Raw genomic sequence first — 19,094 nt, 5'->3', positions numbered from 1 at the left:
CCGGTGCCGGCGCGGCGGCCGGAGCCGGTGCCGGCGCCGCGGCGGCCGCGGTGGTGCCGTCGGCCAGGAGCTTGCCGCAGGTCGGCCACGCGCCGATGCCCTGACCGGCGAGCACCTTCTCGGCGATCTCGATCTGCTGGGCGGGGGTCGCGAGGTCGGCGCGGGGGGCGAGGTCGGTGCCCCCGAAGCCCGCCCAGGTGGCCGGGCTGAACTGCAGGCCGCCGTAGTAGCCGTTGCCGGTGTTGATGCCCCAGTTCCCGCCCGACTCGCACTCGGCGACGCCGGTCCAGTCGTGGGTGGAGCCGGCGTGGGCCGGGGAGCTCAGGACGCCGATCCCGACGACGGTGGCGCCGGCGGCGACGGGGGCGCGGGAGAGGACCTTCTTGGTGCGGACATAGCGAGGCGCGCGGTGCTTGGGCATGGGTGATCTCCGATCGCCGCCGGCGAGGTGAGCTGTCGGGTTCGGACGATCGGTGCCCGGCCGCGGTGCGCGGCTTCACCCCGAGGCGCGCGCGGCGCGCCGTGGACGTGGGTCCCCCACCCCTGCCCGGAGTTCTTCGGAGGACAGCCGGTGGGCAGGGTTTGGCGGACCGGCGCCACGCTCACTTGTTTGCTGAGCGCAGCCAAAACGCTACGACCGGTCATGTCGACTGTCGCCGTGTCGCCGGTCACACTCGACACGCGGATCGGGAATGGGCTGGTCGTCGCTGAACGCGCCGGTTCCCGTGTCCGGTGCGTCACACGACACGCCGGAACGGCTTGGCGTGGCGTCCGTCCGGGGCGGGCCGCCCGGCTCGGGCGATCGCCGGCCGGGCGGCGGCACTAGGGTCGGATGCCATGCCGACCAGGTCGACGGGGCCCGCCCCTGCGCGGACGATCGCCGACCTGGGCCTGCCGGGACGGGCGGTGACCGCGCTGACCCGCGCCGGCGTCACCCGCGTCGACGACCTCGCGGCGCTCACCCGGCGGGAGCTGGCCGCGGTCCCCGGGCTGGGCACCGGCCTGATCGCGGCGATCCGGCTCGTCGTCCCCGAGCCGCACCCGAGTCCGTCGCCGGTGACGGGCACGGAGCCCCGGCCGGCCGAGACGGAGTCGCCGCTCGCGCCCCCCATCCCGTCGTTCGACTCGCTGCGGGGCCCCCGCCGCCGCACGGCGGTCGACCTGCTCGTCCCCGACCGGCGGCCGCCCGACCCGCCGCCCGTCTCCGCTCCTCGTCCCGCGCCTGCGGCTCCCCGGCCGGCGGAGTACGCCGACCTGCTGCACCTGGGCGCGCGCCTGGCCCGCGCCGCGGCCGGCGTGCCGTGGCGGGTGGCCCGGTGGTCGGTCCAGCTGCCGGTCCGCCGCCTGCGCGGGCTGCTCGGCCGCTAGCGACGTCGTCCTGTCGGGGACCTCGACGACACTGCACGGGTGACCCGTGTCCTCCTCCGGCGCCGTGGAGCGGCCGTGGAGGTGCGCGAGCACGCCGACGACGGGACGGCGACCGAGGTGCGCCGGCTCCCGGCCGAGGAGCTGGCCGCGTACGTCCGGACACGGGAGGCGGGCCCGTCGGTCCGCTGGGTGTGGGACGACACCACGCGCTGGTACCCGGCGCTCCTGGAGGCCGGCGTCCGGGTCGAGCGCTGCACCGACCTGAGACTCGCCCACGCCGTCCTCCGGCGGACGCCGTTCGTCGACCAGGCCCTGCTGGCCGCCGACGACACCCCGGGATGGGACGCGCTGGAGCCGGTGACCGCGGCGGACTCCGCGCTCTTCCCGCTCGACGACCCCGCCGACCGGCTCGACCCCGTCGCCGAGGACGAGCGCCAGCAGGCCGCCGTCGCCGCCTCTCCGGAGCAGGCGCGCCTCGGCCTGCTCCTGGCGGCCGAGTCGTCCGGCGCGCTGGTGGCCGCGGAGATGACGCACGCCGGGTTGCCCTGGCGGGCCGACGTCCACGAGCGGCTGCTGACCGAGCTGCTCGGACCGCGGGCGGGAGCCGGCCGGCGGCCGGCGGTGCTCGAGCGGCTGGCGGGGGAGGTGCGGGCGGCCCTCGGGGCCGCCGACCTCAACCCCGACTCACCGAGCGTGCTGCTGCGGGCGCTGCAGGCGGCGGGGCTGCCGGTGACCGACACCCGGTCGTGGAGCCTGGAGCAGGTCGACCACCCCGCCGTCCCGCCGCTGCTGGAGTACAAGAAGCTGTCACGGCTGCTGCAGGCCAACGGCTGGACCTGGCTGGAGACCTGGGTGCGCGACGGCCGGTTCCGCTCGTCGTTTCTCCCCGGGGGCGTGGTCACCGGGCGGTGGGCGGCGACCGGCGGCGGCGCCCTGTCGGTCCCGACCCAGGTGCGCCCCGCGGCGGTCGCCGACGACGGCTGGCGGTTCGTGGTCGCCGACGTCGCCCAGCTGGAGCCGCGGGTGCTCGCCGGCATGAGCGGGGACACGGCGATGGCGCAGGCGGCGCGGTCCACGGACCTCTACCAGGGGATGGTGGCCGGCGGTGCGGTCGCGACCCGGGCCGAGGCGAAGGTCGGGATGCTCGGCGCCATGTACGGCGGCACCCGCGGGGAGAGCGGGCGGATGATGCCGCGGCTGGCCCGCCGCTACCCGCGGGCCATCGGGCTGGTCGAGGAGGCCGCCCGTGCCGGCGAGCGCGGCGAGGTCGTGCACACCCTGCTCGGCCGGGGGTCCCCGGCACCGACCGGCGGCTGGGCGCAGCGGCCGGCCGGACTCGGCGACCCGCCGGACGAGGCGGACCCGCGGGAGGAGCGGGACCGGCGGCGGCGCGCCTGGGGCCGGTTCACCCGCAACTTCGTCGTCCAGGGGACCGGCGCCGAGTGGGCGCTGTGCTGGCTGGCCGATCTCCGCAACCGGCTCTGGCGCCTTCACGCGAGCGGATCGCTGGCGGAGCGGCCGCACCTGGTCTTCTTCCTCCACGACGAGGTCGTCGTCCACACCCCCGAGCACCTGGCCGCGGACGTCGCCGAGGAGGTGCGGCACGCCGCGGCCACGGCCGGCCGGCTGCTGTTCGGCGACTTCCCGGTCGACTTCCCGCTCGACGTCGCGGTCGTCCGGTCCTGGGCCGACGCGGGGTGAGCGGTCAGGGGCGGCGGGCGGCCGCGAGCACCTCGGTGAGCGTCTGGTCGTCGCGGGCGACCCAGGCGCGGCCGTCGTCGGTCAGCACGATCGGTCGCTGGATGAGCCGCGGGTGCTCGACCAGGACGCGGATCCAGGCGTCGGCGTCCCGGGGGGCGTCCGGCAGCCCCAGCTCGCGGGCCAGCGGCTCGGACATCCGGGTGATGTCCCAGGGCTGGAGTCCGAGGCCGGTCAGCGCGGCGCGCAGCTCCGCCTCGCTCGGCGGCCGGTCCAGGTACCGGCGCAGCGTGTACTCGACGCCGGCCTCCTCGAGCTGGTCGCGCGCGGCGCGGCACTTGGAACAGGACGGGTTGAACCAGACCTCCACGGCCCGAGCCTAGGGCGCGCCTAGTGCGTGACAGGCCGGTGACGGGGCCCTCCCTACGGTGCACGCGGTTCGGGCACCAGGTGGGGAGCGGGCATGGGCGAGCTGGACGGGACGGCGGTCCTCTTCGACATCGGCGACACGCTCGCCTCGGTGACGCTCTCGGGCGCCGGCGACCGGATCGACCGGTTGACCCCCTACTCCTTCGTCGACTCCGTGCTGACCGAGCTCCGGGACCGCGGCGCGCGCCTGGGCATCCTCTCCGACCCGGGCCCGGTGGCCCCGGACGAGGTGGACCGGGCACTCGCCGCCGCGGGCCTGGCCGACCGGTTCGACCGCGCCCTGGTGCGGCACGGCCGGAAGGACGGGCCGGCGGCCTTCGAGCAGGCGGCCGCCGCCGCGGGGTCCTCGCGGGCGCTCTTCGTCGGGGAGGACCCCGGCGAGCGTGCGTCCGCGCTCCGCGCCGGCCTGACCGTCGCGCCGCACCCCCTGCTGGCCCTGCCGCTGCTGGAGCAGGAGTCGCCGCTGCGCTACGTCCGCGTCACGGTGCCGCCGGCGGCGGCCGACGGGGACTGGCGGCAGATGCTGCGGGACCTGCGCGTGCTGCCCGCGCACGTGACGGGGGAGGGCGGCACCACCGTCTACGCGGTCACGACGGTGGCGACCGCCGCGCAGCTCGACGACCTGGGCTTCTGGGTCGACCGGCTCGGCGCCGCCGACGAGCCCCTGACGACCGACCTCTACCTGCTGCGCGACGACCGGCAGGTGCGCACCGGGTTCCTCGCCGCCGAGGGCAACGCGGCGGCGTTCCTCGGCGCGGGACCGCCGGCGCGCGGCGTGCTCGCCTCCACGGGCGAGGGGCTGTTCGTCGCAGTCCCGGCCGGCGCCTCGGTGGAGGGGCTGCACTTCGCCGACGCCCGGCACGGGCACAACCTCAAGCTGGTCCCGTCGCCCGCGCTGCTGGCACCGGCAGAGGCGGTCCTGCCGGCCCTCGTGGCCGATCCGGTCGGGGCGGCCGCGCTCACCGGCGCGGAGCAGGAGGTCCTCGGGGCACGGGTCCAGGACCGGCTGCTCGCCGGCCACGTCGAGCGGTACGCGGGGGTGGCGTCGGCGGTCGGGGACGGCGGCGTCATCCGCAGCCGGCACATCCACCATCCGGACAACGCCGTCGCCGTCAGCACGCTCGTCGCCGACCTGGACCGCATCGGCGGCGGGCGGCTGACCGTCCGCCGGCACCGGTTCCGGCACGAGGGCCGCGACCTCGAGAACGTGGAGGCCGAGCTGCCCGGGCGTGACCTGGACGGCGTCGTCCTCGTCACCGCCCACCTGGACTCCACGGCGGCCCGCCTGCCCGGGTACCGGGCCGGCCGGGACCCGGCTCCCGGCGCGGACGACGACGCGAGCGGAATCGCCGGGGTGCTGGCCGCCGTCGAGGCGATCGCGGCGCTGGACGACACCTTGGCCCCGCCCCGCCGCACCGTCCGCTTCGTCCTGTTCAACGCCGAGGAGCACGGGCTCGTGGGCAGCCGCGCCTACGCCCGCGACCGGGCGGGGCCGGGTGAACCGCTGGCCGCGGTCCTCCAGATGGACATGATCGGCTACGACCGGCTGCCCGCCCGGACGTTCGAGGTGCACGCCGGCTTCACCCCCGCGCCCGGCGTGCAGGCGCGCTCGCTGGAGCTGGCCCGCCTCGTCGCCGGGCTGCAACCGGTGGTGTCGCCGGCCCTGCGCCCGGCGCAGGTCTACCCGGCGACGGGGGAGTGGGACGAGGCCGAGCGGCGCAGCGACCACTCGAGCTTCCACGAGCAGGGCCACGCCGCGGTGCTGGTGTCGGAGGACCTGTTCGCCGGCCCCGGTCCGGGAGCGCCCCCGGAGGAGATGAACCCCGAGTACCACCTGCCGACGGACGCGACGATCGACGCCGGGTACGCCGCGGACATCGCCCGCGTCGTCACCGCCGCCGCCTGGGTCGCCGCCACGCGCTGAGCAGGCCGGGGCTCCCGGGGGCGGCCTCAACGGGTGGACGGCGCGGATGCCGTCGAGGCCTGCAGCTGCATGCGCAGGGTCACGCCCTCGGCGAGCCCGCTCCAGTCGGGGAAGAGGTTCGCGGCGTTCGCGCCCATGGCGTCCAGGTCGGGCAGGGCCCGTACGGCCTCGGCCCGCGGGAGGCTGAACTGGGTGAGCGCACCGTCGGCGAAGCCGAGGTGCGTGACGTAGTCCTCCAGCGTCAGGTGCGGTGTGCGGGCGTAGGTGAAGCGACCCGACTGGTTGCGCAGCCGGGAGTTGCCGCCGGTCAGCGGGGCGATCAGCTCCACCCCCATCTCCGCCGACCACGCGCTGGACCGGGTGTCGAGCACCCACAGGGCCACCTGCCCGGTCGCCCCAGGCGTGTCCAGCGCCTGGCGGAAGGCGAAGAAGGAGGCCACGTAGGGACTCAGTGACCAGTCCAGCAACCGGGTGGGGAGGCCGTGGTGCTGGCCGAACGCCAGCAGCGCCCGGTCGTCACCGAGGATCTCGGGTGCGACGCCGTGCTCGGCGCACGTCTCCCGGAACGCGCCGAGCAGTGCGGTCCACAGGACGACCCGTTGGTCACCGGGGAGGAAGTGGAACCTCCGGTCGAACGACGAGGTCAGGCTCCAGCCGGCGTCGCCGCACCCACGGAACAGGTACCGGCCCGACTGGAAGGGGCCGCCGTCGAAGAGGTGCGGGATGAGATCCCGCTTCAGGTCGTACCAGGTGTCGAACGACCGGCGGCCCACCGCGCTCGTGGTCATCGTCAGTCCCGGTCGTAGGGGTAGACGATCGCGGCGCCGACCGGCTTGACGCTCGGGACGGCGTCGATGACGCACGGATGGAGCACGTACTCGTCCGCGTCGGGCGGGATGGTCAGCTGACTCATGTCGGAGACCGAGTAGAAGTGGCTGCGTCCGTCGCGGACCAGCCCGAGCAGCCCGTTCTGCCACAGGACCGAGGGCACGTGCGTGCTGTGCTCGAAGACCTCACCGGACAGTTCCTCGAGCGTGTTCAGACTGGCCCGGTCGAATCGATCGACACCCACGGCCCGGATGACGTCCTTGAGCTGCTCGCGGAGGGACGTCGCGTACTCCTGGTTGGACGTGTAGAACTCCGAGTACCCCTTCTGTGCAGCGTTCCTCGGCATGAGGTCGGCAGCGATCTGGTTCGCGCACTGGGCCAGCTGGGAGTCGCCGAACCGCTTGGCGGCGTGGGAGACCACACGTCGCATCACCTCGTTCGGGACCTCGGTGTTCCCGAGTTCCTTCTGCCGGAGGACCGCCCGACAGAGGTCGTTGCCCAGCGAGATGACGTCGCGGGGGATGAGGCGGGTGTGGCGGATCAGGTACTCCAGGACGTCCTCGGTCACGCCACGGGCCTCGTTGTGCACCCAGGGGCAGCCCAGCCACGCCTCCGGTCCGCGGGGCAGGGCGGGGGCCATCAGGTACTCGGGAGGCAGGCGCTCGATCTTCTGGCGCAGCAGGAACTCGATGGCGTCCTTGGACCAGTCGAGCACCCGGATGTGCGGCTCGTTGTAGTACTTCGGCGCGTTCTCGCTGCGGTTGATGGAACTGAGGACGAGGTCGCGGATGCACACGACGACGTGCAACCGGGAGCCGAACTTCCCGTCGCGCAGCAGCTGCATGACCTGGAAGAAAAGCCCCTCCTGGCAGCGGAGCCAGTAGAAGGGTGCGCTGTTGAGGTTGTCGTCGATCGCGTCCAGGTAGAAGAAGACGGGCTTGGTGTCGTGGAGCAGCCCGGCGAGGTCGTACTCGAGGTCGTCCCAGTCCGACTGCTCCAGGTAGCGCATGAGGTCGATGGCCGAGTTGTGGCTGTTGATGATGTCGCGCAGCTCGCTGTAGATGGATCGCGGTTTCCGGAACCGCCCCAGCAGATCGCCGTAGTCCGCGCGGATGCGTGCGGCCTCCTCGGATTCGACGCTGCCGCGCAGCTCCCGGGACTCGAGCAGGTGCGTGGTGAGGCTGCGCAGGATCGCGCGGTGCCAGATCTGCGACCACTTCTCGCTGAGGATCTCCTTGGGGAACCACTGGCACGCCCGCACGATGACGTCGGTCTGCGGCAGGGCCTGCTGGGGGTTGTCGGCGTACACCGAGTTGCTGGCGGTCTGGAACGAGAACAGGCGCCGCATGTAGACGGTCTTCCCGGCGCCCATCCGGCCGACGATGACCCGCACCTTGGCGTCGTCGGCTCGCGTGGCGACACCTCCGAAGGCCGGCCGGTCGTCGAGGTCGATGAAGTCGCGCTGGATGTCCTCGATGTCGGCACGAGACCCGTCCGGGGTGCCGAAGGGGCCGGACAGGGCGTTGGTCCTCGCAGACTCGAGCTTGGTCATCTCCGCCTCACCAGGGAACCGCCCTCACGGCAGGGGCACGATCCACCATCACGAGCCGGCGCCACCGTCGCGTCACCGCCGCGTCACGAGGCGGGCCGACACGGGGTCGAGCCTGGCCCGGACGCGGACCGGCTGACCCCGCCCGGGCCCGGCCGGGGAGTCCTCAACCGGGGAAGGACCCCGCCGTCACCTGCACGTCCGACTGCTGGTCCGCGAGCTTCCGGCAGCTGCGGTTCGGCGACCGGTAGGGCCGGTCCTGGAGCTCCCACAGCAGCGGTGCCTGCCCCGCCGCCTGGGCACCGACGAGGTGGCAGAGCCGGCGACTCGCGACGTCCTCCGACCGGATGCGGTTCAGGCCGCGGTCGCCGGCCCGCATGACCGTCGTCCACTCGCCGTCGGCACTGAGCACGTTGCCGACGACGAGGCGCTGCTCCGCGCCCTCCTGGAAGGCGACCAGCTCGACCGGCGTCCACGGCCGGGTCAGCGAGCCGAGCACCACCCACAGCACCGCGACGACGAAGAAGACCGGTGTGCGGAAGAGCGGGGAGCTGGTGAGGGAGGCCCAGCGGCTCCGCCACCGCGACCGGTGGTCCGGCGCGTCGGCACCCGTGGCCTCCGCCGCGGCGCGGGGCCCCCGGGCGACGAGCAGGAAGACCAGGAAGGCCAGCCCGCAGGTGAGCAGGGACCGGACCGGCGAGAGCAGGGCCGAGAGGGCCGCCAGGCCCAGCAGCGCGGCCCCCTCCCAGGTCCAGGCCCCGATCCTCCGCCGGGCCCGGACGGCGCCGTACAGGAGGGCGAGCGCCGCCAGCGGCAGGATCCAGTAGGCGTAGGACATCAGGCTGCCCAGCAGGACCGTCAGCGGGGCCGTGGTCAGCAGCGCCGCTCCGGTCGTGAGCGAGAAGTGGCCCACCGCGTAGCTCTTCACCAGGGCGAAGCCGGTGAGCAGGACGGCGCCCACGATGCTCAGGTGGGCCGCGTCCTGGAGGAGGGACGCGTGTTCCCGGACCGCCCGCTCCCTCGCGCTCTCCCCACCTGGACCGCGTTCGTCGACGGTAGCCATGTGCCGATCGTCGGCTCCGGCTGTCACGACCTCGTCACGGCACCGCCATGGCCGGCCGCTGCGTTGACGCCGGCGTGACGGCGGGGTGACGACCCCGACCGATCATCGTCCGCGCCGCCCGACCGGGTGGCAGCCCTGCCTCGAGCGAGGTGGCCATGGACGACCAGTCCGTCGACCTGCACGCGGCGCGCCCGCTCATCCTCATCCGTGGCTTCGGCGGCCTCGGCACCGCCGACGAGCGGCGGGTGGCCTACCAGGGCTTCAACGACGGCACCGTCTACCCGCACAAGCGCGGCGAGAACTTCATCTACGAGGGCCTGGTCCTCCGCCTGCTGAAGTCGGACTGGAACTACCAGGACGCCACCAACATCGTCAGCTACCACGCCCACCGGCAGGCGGCTCCGGAGCGGCTGCCGGACGAGCTGGCCGGCCTGCGCTCGTTCTTCGAGGGACGGCTGGTGGCCGACGCGGCGATGGCGCTCGACGTGGTCCGGTCCACGCGGTCGGTGGCGAACACCATCTGGGTGTTCCGCTACTACGACTTCGAGGACCGGTCCTTCTCGACCTACGGCTCAGAGCTCGTGCGGCTGATCGACTTCATCCGCGCGCTGGCCGCGCACCGGCAGCAGCCGGTGCCCAAGGTCGACGTCATCGCGCACTCGATGGGCGGGCTGATCGTCCGCCACGCCGTCCAGGTGGACTATCCCGCGCTCAAGGACGGCAACCCGCGGGCCGCCGAGGACCACATCAACAAGATCGTCACCCTCGGGACGCCGCACCAGGGCATCTCCTTCCAGGTCCTCGACCAGCTCGGCGGTCTCGGCGCGGCCGAGGAGCTGGAGGCGTTCGCGCCGGACGGACCGGCCGCCCGGTCCGGGGACCCGAGGGCCTGGTCGTTCCAGACCTTCGGCGAGCACTTCGACCCGCGGCGGTTGCTCACCGTGGTGGGGACGAACTACCGGTCCTACGGCAACGGTGCGGCCAGCCTGCTCAACCGCCTGGCCTCCGTGCCGGGGGAGTACGGCCCCCGCTACAACCGCAGCGACGGCCTGGTGAAGCAGGCGTACGCGCAGGTCCCCGGTGCGCCGCGGACCTTCGTCCACAAGTGCCACGGAGGCGAGGACTCGCTGGTCACCAGCCGCGAGTCCTTCGAGGTCGCGATGCGGTTCTTCCACGGGGACGTGCGCGCCCGCCTGCGCCTCGTCGACGCGCGGGTGACCCGCGGCAAGGACGCGTTCGGCCGCAGCGAGTTCTTCCTCGGGGTGTGCGTCAAGCCGCGGCTGGTGGACTTCGAGCTGTTCCACCAGAGCTCCGAGGCCGAGAACTGCTACGGCCCCTTCCACCGCGAGGGGCTGGACGACGAGCTGGACGACCGGGGGTTCGACTGGGCCGATCCCGACGACCGCACCATCTGGGAGGGGTGGCTCAACACGCAGGTCCGGCGGGCCGGCCGCAGCGCCGAGGACCTGGTGGTCCGGCTCGACGTGTACGTGGGGGAGCGGGACAGCTGGGGGATGGGCTTCTCGGACAACCTGGTCTTCCAGAAGCAGTACTACCTGCAGGCCTTCCTGGAGCCGCAGGTGCGGCTGTTCCTGCACACGGGCGAGCGGTACCTGTCCGACCAGCGGCCCACCGACACCGCGGAGCTGCTGCGCCAGGTGACGGCGGCCGGCGCCGAGGACGGCGACGCGGTCGTGGCCTGCGAGCAGGTGGACGGCGAGTGGCGGTTCCCGGTGCGCGGCACCGGGTTCACCGCCACCTTCGGCGTGCGCCTGGCCCGCGAGGAGGCCGCCGAGGACCGCCGCGACCGGGCGCCCACAGGAGCCGGCCCCGTCGCCTGACGCGGGGCGGTCACCCCGGCCGGTCGAGCGCCCGCTCCTCCAGCGCCTCGACGAGCGGCAGCAGCTCCGGGGGCAGCCGGCTCTCGTCGAACCGCAGCGACACGACCTCGCCGCCACGGTGGATGGTCAGGTCGTAGCGGTACTCGTCGGCGCCGGTGCCCGTGCCGGGCAGGTCGGCGAAGCGCGCCGGGCCGGGGCCCTCCAGCACCCGGGCGAGCGCCGCGGCGCCGGCCGGGCCGAGCTCGTCCTGGGTCAGGGCGAGCTCGACCCGGTTGCCGGCGAACATGCCGCCGGTGCGCCGGAACTCGACGCGGGTCGGTTCAGAGGTCGACGCCAACGCCGCTCCAGGCCTCCTCGACGGCGGACACCTGCCGGCTCCCGGTGCCGAACAGGGTCGAGGCCACGTAGCGCGTGATGCGAGCGAACTGGCGGAACGTGGCGGTCGGCAGCAGGCGTTCGTGTCCGAGCGAGGCGTACCAGATGCGCCCGGCGTCCTCCCACGCGTTGCCGCCCAGCCGCTTGGCCGCGAGCGTGAACGCCCGGTTGGGGATGCCGGAGTTGATGTGCACGCCGCCGTTGTCCTCGTCGGTCTCCACGTACTGGTCCATGTGGCCGGGCTGCGGGTCCTTGCCCAGCACGTCATCGTCGTAGGCGGTGCCGGGCTCGGCAAGGGAGCGCAGCGCCTTGCCGGTCACGCCCGGCGCGAGGATCTCCCGGCCGACGAGCCAGTCGGCCCGGTCGACGCCCTGGCCGAGGGACCACTGCTCGACGAGCACACCGAGGACGTCGGCCATCGACTCGTTGAGCGCGCCCGACTGGCTCTGGTAGACCAGCGGCCCGTCGTACTGCACGACGCCGTGGCTCAGCTCGTGCCCGCACACCGTCAGCGACTGCGCCAGGTTGGTGAACAGCCGCCCGCTGCCGTCCCCGAACACCATCTGTGTGCCGTTCCAGAACGCGTTGTCGAAGTTCCGGCGGTAGTGGACGACGCCCTCGATCGGCATGCCCGCCTTGTCGATGGAGTTGCGGGCGAACACCTGGAAGAAGAAGTCCCAGGTGGTGCCGAGACGCTCGAAGGCGGCCTCGACGGTCTTGTCCTCGCTCGCCGTCCCGGCCTCGGTCCGCACGATCGGGGCGCGCAGGTCCGTCGTGTTGCGGGCGTCGCGGATGATCCGCTCCTTGGTCGGGGGCGACAGGGAGATGGTCAGCTCGGGCATGGCCGACCGCGGCAGGACCGACCGGCGGGCCTCCGCCTGGACCCGCAGCGAGCGCATGGTCCCCGAGGACGCCAGGGCCTCGAGGGCCATGCGGCGCTGCTCGTCGTCGCCTCGCTCGGCGATGTTGCGGAGGACGTGGTCGGGGATGAGCCGGCACACGGCGTCCATCCGGGGCTGCGGGACGAGGCTGGTCATGGGATCTCCGATCTCGAGCACCGGGCCGGCCCCCTCGTGGGAGCGCGTCCCGGCGTGGGGACTCAGGTGCCGTCGCCATCCTGGGGAGGGGCAGTCACCGGGGCGTCACCTGCTCGTCACGGGCGGCGCCCCGAGCCGGTCGACCAGGGGTTCCTCGATCTGCGCGACGGGGGCCACCCCCATACCGTGGAGCCCATCCTGAGCCGCTCGGTCGAGCAGGGGGCGTCATGGCCGTCTTCCGGATCCTCGAGGCGAAGGCGCGTCCGGGCAGCATCGACCGGCTGGCCGACCTCCTGCTCCGGCAGAACGAGAGCGTCGTCACCTCCGCGCAGGGGGCGCTGTTCGCCCAGGCGCTGCGCAGCGGGGACCAGGTGCTCGCCGTGTCGAGCTGGCGGAGCGCCGAGGACATGCAGCGCTACCTCGACCAGGAGGTCACCCGGGAGTTCTACCGGGCGCTGCCCGAACTGCTGATGGGGACGCCGAGCGTCCGCACCTACGAGGTGATCGGCAGCGGCGACGGCGGCTCCGGCTGGACGGGAGCCGGCGAGGGAGCGCGGCGATGAGCTGGTACTACCCGAAGGGCTGGACCGACCAGGAGGACGGCGTCGAGCAGGTCGTCATCCACTACGTGACCACGCCCCCCGGTCAGTGGCCGGACTGGTCCTGGGGGCACGAGTCGCGGGTCCTGGAGGACCGCGGCGGCTCCCCGCGCACCCGGCTGAAGGTGCTGCGCATGCCGCGCGACGTCTGGGACATGGAGAACGGGTGGGCGACGCCCGAGTACCGCTTCCACTACTACTTCGAGGTCTTCCAGGACGGGCACCGGTGGACCACCGACCTGTTCAGCGAGGACATCGTCTACCGCGACCTGGAGTACGTCGACGAGCAGGGCTGGGCGACCAACATCTGCATCTACTGGTCGGTGGGGGACTGGAGCGCGCCGGTCTACAGCCCCATGGAGGACCCGCGGTTCCCGGGCGGGTCGGAGTTCCGGTCGACGAAGTACTACTCGTACTGGGACAAGGAGCGGTTCCACCACGAGAAGTTCCACATGCTGCGGGGGCTCGAGCGACCGCACCGGTGGCAGGCGCGCATGTACGGCCCGCGCGGGGCGACGCTGGTCCAGCAGTACCACGTCGGCCGGATGTACCCGCCCGAGGAGAAGGACGAGTTCTGGCTCGGCCCGGACGGCCGGGCCGCTCCCGGCGGCAACTGGTGGGTGCACCACCTGTGACCCTGCCCGGTCGACCCCTGGACGCTCTGGACGCGAGGTGCCCGTGAGCCACCTGTCCGCCGCCGTCGCGGCCGAGGCCGCGGACTTCTTCGGCCTGCGCAAGACCTGGGTCGACCCCGCTCCCGGCATCGAGATGGTGGAGCTCCACTACGCCTGGACGCCGCTGGGCGGGGAGCCGGACTGGGAGGCCGGCGACTCCCGGGTGCTGACCCCGGCCGACTCCACACCCGGCCTGCGCACCGCCGTCATCGAGGTGCCGCGCCGGGTCGACGGGAGCGCCGCCGGGTACGCCCTCCACCACTTCTTCTTCGTCGTCCACGGCACCGAACGGAGCACCTCGCCGGTGGTCACCGAGGAGATCGTCGCCCGCGAGGTCAGCTACCAGGACGACACCGGCCGGTGGACCCACGTCGGGATCGGCTGGGGCGTGTCCCCGGGGGCCCCCGAGCCGGCGGCGCCCAACTACACGTCGGCGGCCATGGACGGCCTGCCGTTCGAGGACGCCGGCGCCGGCGCGCTGCCCGAGCCGGCGTCGATCGCGGAGTTCGTGCGGGCGCAGCCGCTGCCGCACGTGTTCCGGGGGCTGGTGTTCGGTCCCCGGGGCTTCGAACTGCGCTACGTCGTCCACCTCGTGTGCGCCGGCAGCCCGCGACCGGAGGAGGACGCCGAGACCTGGGACGACGCCGACGGGGACGGGTGGACGCTGACGCTCTAGCTCCGGGCCGACGCCGTCCACCTCCGACCCCCGAGGAGACCCCGCATGCCCAGCCCGTCGCCCGCCCCCCTGCCGGTGGAGTGGGTGTCGCCCGTGGGCGAGCGGGCCCCGGCCGGACGGGTGCGCTACCGCGGGCCTCTCGCCGCGGCCGACCGTCCGCTGCACCTGCACCTGGCCTTCGACGGAGCGCCGCCGCCGTTCCGGCACGTCCCCCTGGAGCGCGACGGCGACGGCAGCTGGGCCGCCGACATCCCCGAGGCCGACGGCCACACCCTGCTGGACTTCGCGATCGCCGCCGCCGACGACGACTGGGACAACAACGGTGGAGCCAACTACCGGCTCTGGATCGGGCTGGACCCGGTCGACGCCCACGTGCACGCGCGCACGCCCGGCCTCGACGAGCTGGGTTTCGAGAGCCTGCGGATCGCCCTGGCGTCGGGAGGCATGACCCACGGGCTGGTGTCGTGGCAGGACAACGCCTTCGTCGACCGGGTGACCGAGGGGGTCGGCTGGCTGACGAAGCTGGTGTGGGTCAGCCCGGGCGGCCCGGAGCCCGACGACGTCCGCCGCCGGCTGGCCGAGGGTGCGGTGGGGCTGAAGCTGCACCCGACGTACGACGGGTACCCCGCCGACACCCCCGGCCTCGACCCCTTCCTGCAGGTGGCGGCCGAGGCCGGGGTGCCGGTGACGGTGCACACCGCGCCGGGCCCCTCGGACCCCGACCTCGTGCGCCGGCTCGCCGAACGGTTCCCCCAGGTGCCGTTCGTCCTCTACCACACGTTCCTCGGCCACCCGGAGGGCCGACGGCGGGCGGCGCGGCACGCCCAGGAGCTGGCGAACCTCCACCTCGAGACCTCGTGGTGCCGCTCGGCGGAGGTCCGCCGTCTCATCGACGAGGTCGGTGCCGACCGGGTCCTGTTCGGGTCCGACGCCGCGACGGACGGGCCGGTGCACTTCGTCCGCTCGCCGCCGAACCTCGAGATGACGGAGAACTACAACGAGAGCCTGCTGACCCTGGCCCGGCAGCTGCCGCCGGAGACCCTCCGCGCCCTGCTGGAGGACAACACCCGGCGACTCTTCCGCCTCGCGCCGCCGCGGCTGCCGCAGGCCGTGCCGGAGCCGGTCGAGGACGTCCGCGAGCTGTTCACCGCCGCGCTCGAGCAGGCGGAGCGGGTGGTCGCGCGGGTCGGCCGCGAGCAGTTCGCGCTCCCGACGCCGTGCGCCGAGTGGAACGTGCAGGCGCTGCTCGGGCACCTGCTGGCGACGGTCCAGCGGGCCGAGCGGGTCGCCGGGGGACAGCCGGCCTCGTCCGTGCCGCAGGTCCTCGCCGTCGACACCCGCGGCCGCTGGGCGTCCCGGTTCGAGGCGGCCACCGCCAAGGCCCGGCACGCGTGGAGCCGGGACACCGCACCGGCCGACGTGCCGGCGCCCTGGGGGCTGGTGCCCGGCCCCGTCGCCCTGTCCGGGTTCGTCCTCGAGCTGGTCGCGCACACCCACGACCTCGTCGTCGGCACCGGCTCCCCGGAGCCGCTCGACGACCGGCTCGCGACCGCCGCCCTCCGGATCGCCGAGCGGCTGGTGCCCGCCGCGCTGCGGGGGGCGGCCGTCGCCGACCCGGTGCCGGCCGCGCCGGGGGCCGCGGACTACGCCCGGCTGGCGGCGTTCCTGGGGCGCGCTCCGGCCTGACTCAGGCCGGCACCCAGCGGGCCGGCCGCTTCTCGCGGAACGCGGCGATGCCCTCCTGCCCCTCCTCGCCGGCGAAGAAGCGGGCCGACAGGCCCAGCAGCTCGGGGAACTGCTCGGCCAGTGTCCCGGTCCGCTCGGCGCGCAGCAGCCGCTTCGTCTCCGCCAGGGCGAGCGGCGCGCCCTTGCCGAGCGCGTCGACCTGGGCGGCCAGGCAGGCGTCGACGTCGGCGTCGGGGACGACGAGGTCCACCAGCCCACCGGCCAGCGCCGTCGCCGTGTCGAACACCTCGCCGGTCAGCATCAGCCGGTGCGCCACGTTGGGCACCATCCGGGGCAGCACGACCGCGGAGATCACCGCGGGGACGATCCCGATGCGCACCTCGGTGAAGGCGAACGTCGCGGCGGATCCCGCGACCACCACGTCGCAGGCGGCCAGCAGGCCGACCCCGCCGGCCCGGGCCGGCCCGCGGACGGCGGCCACGACGGGCTTCGGGGAGGTCCAGAGCAGCTCCAGCAGCTCGGGGAACTCGTTCACCCCCTGGTCCTCGGCGGACCCGCCGGCCGCCTCGGTCAGGTCCATCCCCGAGCAGAAGACCCGGCCGGTGTGGTCGAGCACCACGACCCGCACCGCGTCGTCGGCGAGCGCGTCGGTGAGCGCGGTGCGCAGCTGCGCGCGCATCGCCCGGGACAGGGCGTTGCGGTTGGCGGGGGAGTCCAGGGTGAGGACGGCCGCGCCGCGGCGGACCTCGGCCTGCAGCACCCGGTCGCCGGTCACGCGTCGAAGTCCACGGTCACCGTCTCCGAGAGGGGCACCGTCTGGCAGGTCAGCACGTACCCCGCCTCCACCTCCCGGGGCTCGAGGGCGTAGTTGCGCCGCATCTGCACCTCGCCCTCGGTGACCCGCGCCCGGCAGGTGCCGCACACCCCGCCCTTGCAGGCGAAGGGCAGGTCGCCGCGGACCTTCTGGGCCGAGTCGAGCACCGGCACGTCGCGGGGCAGGGCCAGGGTGGTCTCCCGGCCGTCGAGGACGACCGTCACCTGGCTGCTGGGCCCGGTCACCGTCTCCTCGTCGCCGCGGACCGGCTCCGGCGGGACGTCGTCGACGTAGAACAGCTCCTGGTGCACCTTCTCGGGCGGGACGCCGAGCTCGGTCAGGAGGTCGCGGGCGTCGCCGACCATCCCGTGCGGACCGCAGAGCCACCAGTGGTCGACGTGCTCGGCGTCGACCAGGCTGTCCACCAGCGTGCGCAGCCGTGCGCCGTCGAGCCGGCCGCTGGTCACCTCGGCGTCCCGCGGCTCGCGGGAGAGGACGTGCACCAGCTGCAGGCGGGTGCCGTAGCGGTCCTTCAGGTCGGCGAGCTCGTCGGCGAACATCACCGTGTTGGTCCGCCGGTTGCCGTAGAAGACGGTGACGGTCGACTCGCCGTCGCGCAGCACGCTGGCCGCCAGCGACAGCGCGGGGGTGATGCCGGAGCCGGCGACGACGAAGACGTGGTCGGCCGGCTGCGTCAGGTCGGCGGTGAAGGTGCCCGACGGCGGCAGCACCTCGATCTCGTCCCCGGGCCGCACGGAGTGCACCAGGTAGGAGGAGAAGTAGCCGCCGGGCACCTCCCGGACGCCGACCCGGGGCGCGGCGCCCACCGGCGCGCAGATCGAGTAGGAGCGGCGCTCGTCGCGGTCGCCGTCCACCCGGCGCAGGGTCAGCGCCTGACCCGGCTTGAACGTGTAGTCCTCGGCCAGCTCCGGGGGCACGTCGAAGGTGACCGCGACGGCGTCGTCGGTGAGCTGCTCGACGTGGGCCACCTTCAGCGGGTGGAACTGCGGCCGACGCCGGGTGCTCACGGGGGCCTCGGTGGTCGCCGTCATCAGATCTCCTTGACGTGCTCGAAGGGCTCGCGGCAGCTGCGGCAGCGGCGGAGGGCCTTGCAGGCGGTGGCGCTGAACTCGCTGACCTCCTCGGTGTCCGGGGAGCCGCACACCGGACAGACCGCGGTGCGCCGGGAGGGTCCGAGCTGCAGCGGCACCGGGCCGGCGGTACGGACGGGCGCCTTCCCGGGCGGCGCGATGCCGCCGGCGGCCAGCTTGCGGCGTCCCTCCGCGCTGATCCAGTCGGTGCTCCAGGCCGGGGAGAGGACGGTGCGCACCTCGACGTCGCCGAACCCGGCCCGGTGCAGCGCGTGCAGCAGGTCGGCGCGCATCGTGCCCATCGCCGGGCAGCCCGAGTACGTGGGGGTGATCTCGACGACGACGGTGCCGTCGTCGTCGACCCGGACGTCGCGGAGGACGCCGAGGTCGGCGAGGGTCAGCATCGGCAGCTCAGGGTCGGTGACCGTCTCGGCAACCGCCCTGGCGTCGTCCACCGAGGGGCAGACATGGCCATCTCTGCCCTGGAGGGCCGTCACCACGTCGCGGCCGGGTGCTGGCGGGCGAGGCCCTGCAGGGTGGCCAGCAGCTCGGTCAGCTCGGCCGTGTGCGCGCCGCGCCGGCCGCGGGGCGGCGCGGCGGACGGCCACGCGGGCACCCGCAGCGTGGCCCGCTCGAGCACCTGGGTGAGCACGCCGGTCACCTCGTCCCGGACGTCGGCGGGGTCGACGGCGACGCCCGCCCGGGTGAGCCGGACCTCCACGTCGGTCGCGGTGAGGACGTCGTCCAGCAGCGGCCAGACGGCGTCGGCGCCGGCCTGGGCCCGGCGGTGCGACTCCTCCGTCCCGTCGCCGAGGCGGAGCACCCAGCGGGCGGCGTGGTCGCGGTGGTAGGCCAGCTCGTTGACGCCCTTGGCGGCGATCGCGGCGAGCACCGGGTCGCGCGAGTCGCGCAGCCGGGTGAAGACGGCGAGCCGGACGGTGGCCGCGACGAGGAGCCGGACCATCGTCCGGGCGAAGTCCCCGTTCGGCGCCTCGACCAGGTCGGTGTTGCGGAACTCGTCGGCATCGCGGAAGTAGGCCAGGGCGTCCTCGTCGGGGATGCTGTCGGTCGCCTTCTCCCGCGAGCGGCCGAGCACGCCCACCGACCCGGCGCGGGCCAGCAGCAGCCGGGCCTGGCCGAGCAGGTCGAGGGCGACGTTGGCGACCGCCACCTCCTCCTCCAGCTCCGGCGCGGCGGTGATCCACTGGGTCAGCCGCTGCGCCATGACCAGGGCGTCGTCGCCCAGCATCAGGCAGTACTCGCCGAGGTCGGCGGGGTCGATGCCGTCCGGGACGGTGGTGTCCACACCGGCCAGCGGCTCGTCGAAGCCGGTGCCGAACGCCCAGTGGCCCTCGCCGCCATGGGCGTGGTCGAGCGCCTCGTACACGGTCTCTTCGTGCGCCATGGGAACCCTCTCTTCCGGGCACGGAGTGCTCGGACAT

Annotated in this window: 19 protein-coding genes and 1 riboswitch; of the genes, 8 read left to right on the top strand and 11 right to left on the bottom strand. The window is 74.2% G+C overall.

Features of this window, described 5'->3' with window-relative positions; genetic code table 11:
- The coding region (locus tag MY520_RS22550) for a transglycosylase family protein (RefSeq protein WP_436694810.1) at nt 1–421 on the bottom strand (421 nt) is incomplete at its 3' end.
- A gap of 2 nt (nt 422–423) precedes the next feature.
- Nucleotides 424–570, bottom strand: a riboswitch (cyclic di-AMP (ydaO/yuaA leader).
- A 267-nt stretch (nt 571–837) separates the two neighbouring features.
- Here MY520_RS22550 and MY520_RS22545 point away from each other — a divergent pair.
- Both MY520_RS22545 and MY520_RS22540 read left to right on the top strand, forming a co-directional pair.
- Entirely contained in the window at nt 838–1,368 is a 531-nt protein-coding gene (locus MY520_RS22545; protein ID WP_436694809.1) for a DNA-directed RNA polymerase subunit alpha C-terminal domain-containing protein, read from the top strand.
- A gap of 39 nt (nt 1,369–1,407) precedes the next feature.
- The gene (locus tag MY520_RS22540; RefSeq protein WP_436694808.1) at nt 1,408–3,069 is read left to right on the top strand and encodes a bifunctional 3'-5' exonuclease/DNA polymerase; all 1,662 of its coding nucleotides are present in this window, start codon (nt 1,408–1,410) and stop codon (nt 3,067–3,069) included.
- 4 nt (nt 3,070–3,073) lie between these two features.
- Here the strand turns inward: MY520_RS22540 and MY520_RS22535 are convergent, their stop codons facing one another.
- On the bottom strand, nt 3,074–3,436 hold the full coding sequence (locus MY520_RS22535) for an ArsC/Spx/MgsR family protein (RefSeq protein ID WP_436694807.1): 363 nt from the start codon (nt 3,434–3,436) through the stop codon (nt 3,074–3,076).
- Between the two features lie 93 nt (nt 3,437–3,529).
- Between MY520_RS22535 and MY520_RS22530 the strand changes: the two genes are divergently transcribed.
- Nucleotides 3,530–5,419, top strand: a complete 1,890-nt coding sequence (locus MY520_RS22530; protein ID WP_436694806.1) for a M20/M25/M40 family metallo-hydrolase — start codon at nt 3,530–3,532, stop codon at nt 5,417–5,419.
- A 26-nt stretch (nt 5,420–5,445) separates the two neighbouring features.
- Here MY520_RS22530 and MY520_RS22525 read toward each other — a convergent pair whose 3' ends face one another.
- The 3 genes from MY520_RS22525 to MY520_RS22515 all read right to left on the bottom strand — a co-directional run bounded on the left by MY520_RS22525 (nt 5,446) and on the right by MY520_RS22515 (nt 8,859).
- On the bottom strand, nt 5,446–6,207 hold the full coding sequence (locus MY520_RS22525) for an FRG domain-containing protein (RefSeq protein ID WP_436694805.1): 762 nt from the start codon (nt 6,205–6,207) through the stop codon (nt 5,446–5,448).
- Between the two features lie 2 nt (nt 6,208–6,209).
- Nucleotides 6,210–7,799, bottom strand: coding sequence for a P-loop ATPase, Sll1717 family (locus MY520_RS22520; protein WP_436694804.1), 1,590 nt, complete (start codon nt 7,797–7,799; stop codon nt 6,210–6,212).
- A gap of 163 nt (nt 7,800–7,962) precedes the next feature.
- Nucleotides 7,963–8,859: a hypothetical protein gene (locus MY520_RS22515; protein WP_436694803.1), complete on the bottom strand. Its 897-nt coding sequence runs from the start codon at nt 8,857–8,859 to the stop codon at nt 7,963–7,965.
- Nucleotides 8,860–9,014: 155 nt separating this feature from the next.
- Between MY520_RS22515 and MY520_RS22510 the strand changes: the two genes are divergently transcribed.
- On the top strand, nt 9,015–10,700 hold the full coding sequence (locus MY520_RS22510; protein ID WP_436694802.1) for an esterase/lipase family protein: 1,686 nt from the start codon (nt 9,015–9,017) through the stop codon (nt 10,698–10,700).
- A 10-nt stretch (nt 10,701–10,710) separates the two neighbouring features.
- Here the strand turns inward: MY520_RS22510 and MY520_RS22505 are convergent, their stop codons facing one another.
- The gene (locus MY520_RS22505) at nt 10,711–11,037 is read right to left on the bottom strand and encodes a protealysin inhibitor emfourin (RefSeq protein ID WP_436694801.1); all 327 of its coding nucleotides are present in this window, start codon (nt 11,035–11,037) and stop codon (nt 10,711–10,713) included.
- Complete coding sequence (locus tag MY520_RS22500; protein WP_436694800.1) at nt 11,021–12,112, bottom strand: M4 family metallopeptidase; 1,092 nt, start codon at nt 12,110–12,112, stop codon at nt 11,021–11,023. The genes MY520_RS22505 and MY520_RS22500 overlap by 17 nt, the downstream gene beginning before the upstream one ends.
- Before the next feature lie 227 nt (nt 12,113–12,339).
- Between MY520_RS22500 and MY520_RS22495 the strand changes: the two genes are divergently transcribed.
- Genes MY520_RS22495 through MY520_RS22480 form a run of 4 tightly spaced genes read left to right on the top strand, consistent with a single transcriptional unit; the run spans nt 12,340 to nt 15,747 of the window.
- Nucleotides 12,340–12,675: an antibiotic biosynthesis monooxygenase family protein gene (locus tag MY520_RS22495; RefSeq protein WP_436694799.1), complete on the top strand. Its 336-nt coding sequence runs from the start codon at nt 12,340–12,342 to the stop codon at nt 12,673–12,675.
- A complete protein-coding gene (locus MY520_RS22490) occupies nt 12,672–13,346 on the top strand; it encodes a hypothetical protein (RefSeq protein ID WP_436694798.1) in 675 nt (224 codons plus the stop codon). Before MY520_RS22495 ends, MY520_RS22490 begins: the two co-directional genes overlap by 4 nt.
- A gap of 43 nt (nt 13,347–13,389) precedes the next feature.
- Complete coding sequence (locus MY520_RS22485; protein ID WP_436694797.1) at nt 13,390–14,061, top strand: hypothetical protein; 672 nt, start codon at nt 13,390–13,392, stop codon at nt 14,059–14,061.
- Nucleotides 14,062–14,106: 45 nt separating this feature from the next.
- Nucleotides 14,107–15,747, top strand: a complete 1,641-nt coding sequence (locus MY520_RS22480) for a TIGR03086 family metal-binding protein (protein WP_436694796.1) — start codon at nt 14,107–14,109, stop codon at nt 15,745–15,747.
- 1 nt (nt 15,748) lies between these two features.
- On the opposite strand, the gene MY520_RS22475 is transcribed toward MY520_RS22480, so the two are convergent.
- The 4 genes from MY520_RS22475 to paaC are packed head-to-tail and all read right to left on the bottom strand — an operon-like array spanning nt 15,749 to nt 19,057.
- Nucleotides 15,749–16,522, bottom strand: a complete 774-nt coding sequence (locus tag MY520_RS22475; protein ID WP_436694795.1) for an enoyl-CoA hydratase-related protein — start codon at nt 16,520–16,522, stop codon at nt 15,749–15,751.
- On the bottom strand, nt 16,519–17,613 hold the full coding sequence (gene paaE / locus MY520_RS22470; RefSeq protein ID WP_436694794.1) for a 1,2-phenylacetyl-CoA epoxidase subunit PaaE: 1,095 nt from the start codon (nt 17,611–17,613) through the stop codon (nt 16,519–16,521). Before paaE ends, MY520_RS22475 begins: the two co-directional genes overlap by 4 nt.
- Nucleotides 17,613–18,107 carry a 1,2-phenylacetyl-CoA epoxidase subunit PaaD gene (gene paaD, locus MY520_RS22465; protein WP_436694793.1) on the bottom strand — a complete coding sequence of 165 codons (495 nt, stop codon included), beginning with the start codon at nt 18,105–18,107 and terminating at the stop codon, nt 17,613–17,615. The genes paaE and paaD overlap by 1 nt, the downstream gene beginning before the upstream one ends.
- A gap of 38 nt (nt 18,108–18,145) precedes the next feature.
- A complete protein-coding gene (gene paaC / locus MY520_RS22460) occupies nt 18,146–19,057 on the bottom strand; it encodes a 1,2-phenylacetyl-CoA epoxidase subunit PaaC (RefSeq protein ID WP_436694792.1) in 912 nt (303 codons plus the stop codon).
- Between the last annotated feature and the right edge of the window lie 37 nt (nt 19,058–19,094).

The sequence above is a fragment of the Geodermatophilus sp. CPCC 205506 genome (assembly GCF_051383635.1).
In the GTDB taxonomy this organism is placed as follows: domain Bacteria; phylum Actinomycetota; class Actinomycetes; order Mycobacteriales; family Geodermatophilaceae; genus Geodermatophilus.
The sequence above is the reverse complement of the archived record's forward strand: the minus strand, read 5'-3'. Positions and strand labels throughout refer to the sequence as shown.

Coding starts and splice junctions, on each gene's coding strand:
- MY520_RS22480 (WP_436694796.1), top strand. CDS start 14,107: ATGCCCAGCCCGTCGCCCGCCCCCCTGCCGGTGGAGTGGGTGTCGCCC.
- MY520_RS22515 (WP_436694803.1), bottom strand. CDS start 8,859: ATGGCTACCGTCGACGAACGCGGTCCAGGTGGGGAGAGCGCGAGGGAG.
- MY520_RS22500 (WP_436694800.1), bottom strand. CDS start 12,112: ATGACCAGCCTCGTCCCGCAGCCCCGGATGGACGCCGTGTGCCGGCTC.
- MY520_RS22495 (WP_436694799.1), top strand. CDS start 12,340: ATGGCCGTCTTCCGGATCCTCGAGGCGAAGGCGCGTCCGGGCAGCATC.
- paaE (WP_436694794.1), bottom strand. CDS start 17,613: ATGACGGCGACCACCGAGGCCCCCGTGAGCACCCGGCGTCGGCCGCAG.
- MY520_RS22530 (WP_436694806.1), top strand. CDS start 3,530: ATGGGCGAGCTGGACGGGACGGCGGTCCTCTTCGACATCGGCGACACG.
- MY520_RS22520 (WP_436694804.1), bottom strand. CDS start 7,799: ATGACCAAGCTCGAGTCTGCGAGGACCAACGCCCTGTCCGGCCCCTTC.
- MY520_RS22490 (WP_436694798.1), top strand. CDS start 12,672: ATGAGCTGGTACTACCCGAAGGGCTGGACCGACCAGGAGGACGGCGTC.
- MY520_RS22525 (WP_436694805.1), bottom strand. CDS start 6,207: ATGACCACGAGCGCGGTGGGCCGCCGGTCGTTCGACACCTGGTACGAC.
- paaC (WP_436694792.1), bottom strand. CDS start 19,057: ATGGCGCACGAAGAGACCGTGTACGAGGCGCTCGACCACGCCCATGGC.
- MY520_RS22510 (WP_436694802.1), top strand. CDS start 9,015: ATGGACGACCAGTCCGTCGACCTGCACGCGGCGCGCCCGCTCATCCTC.
- MY520_RS22545 (WP_436694809.1), top strand. CDS start 838: ATGCCGACCAGGTCGACGGGGCCCGCCCCTGCGCGGACGATCGCCGAC.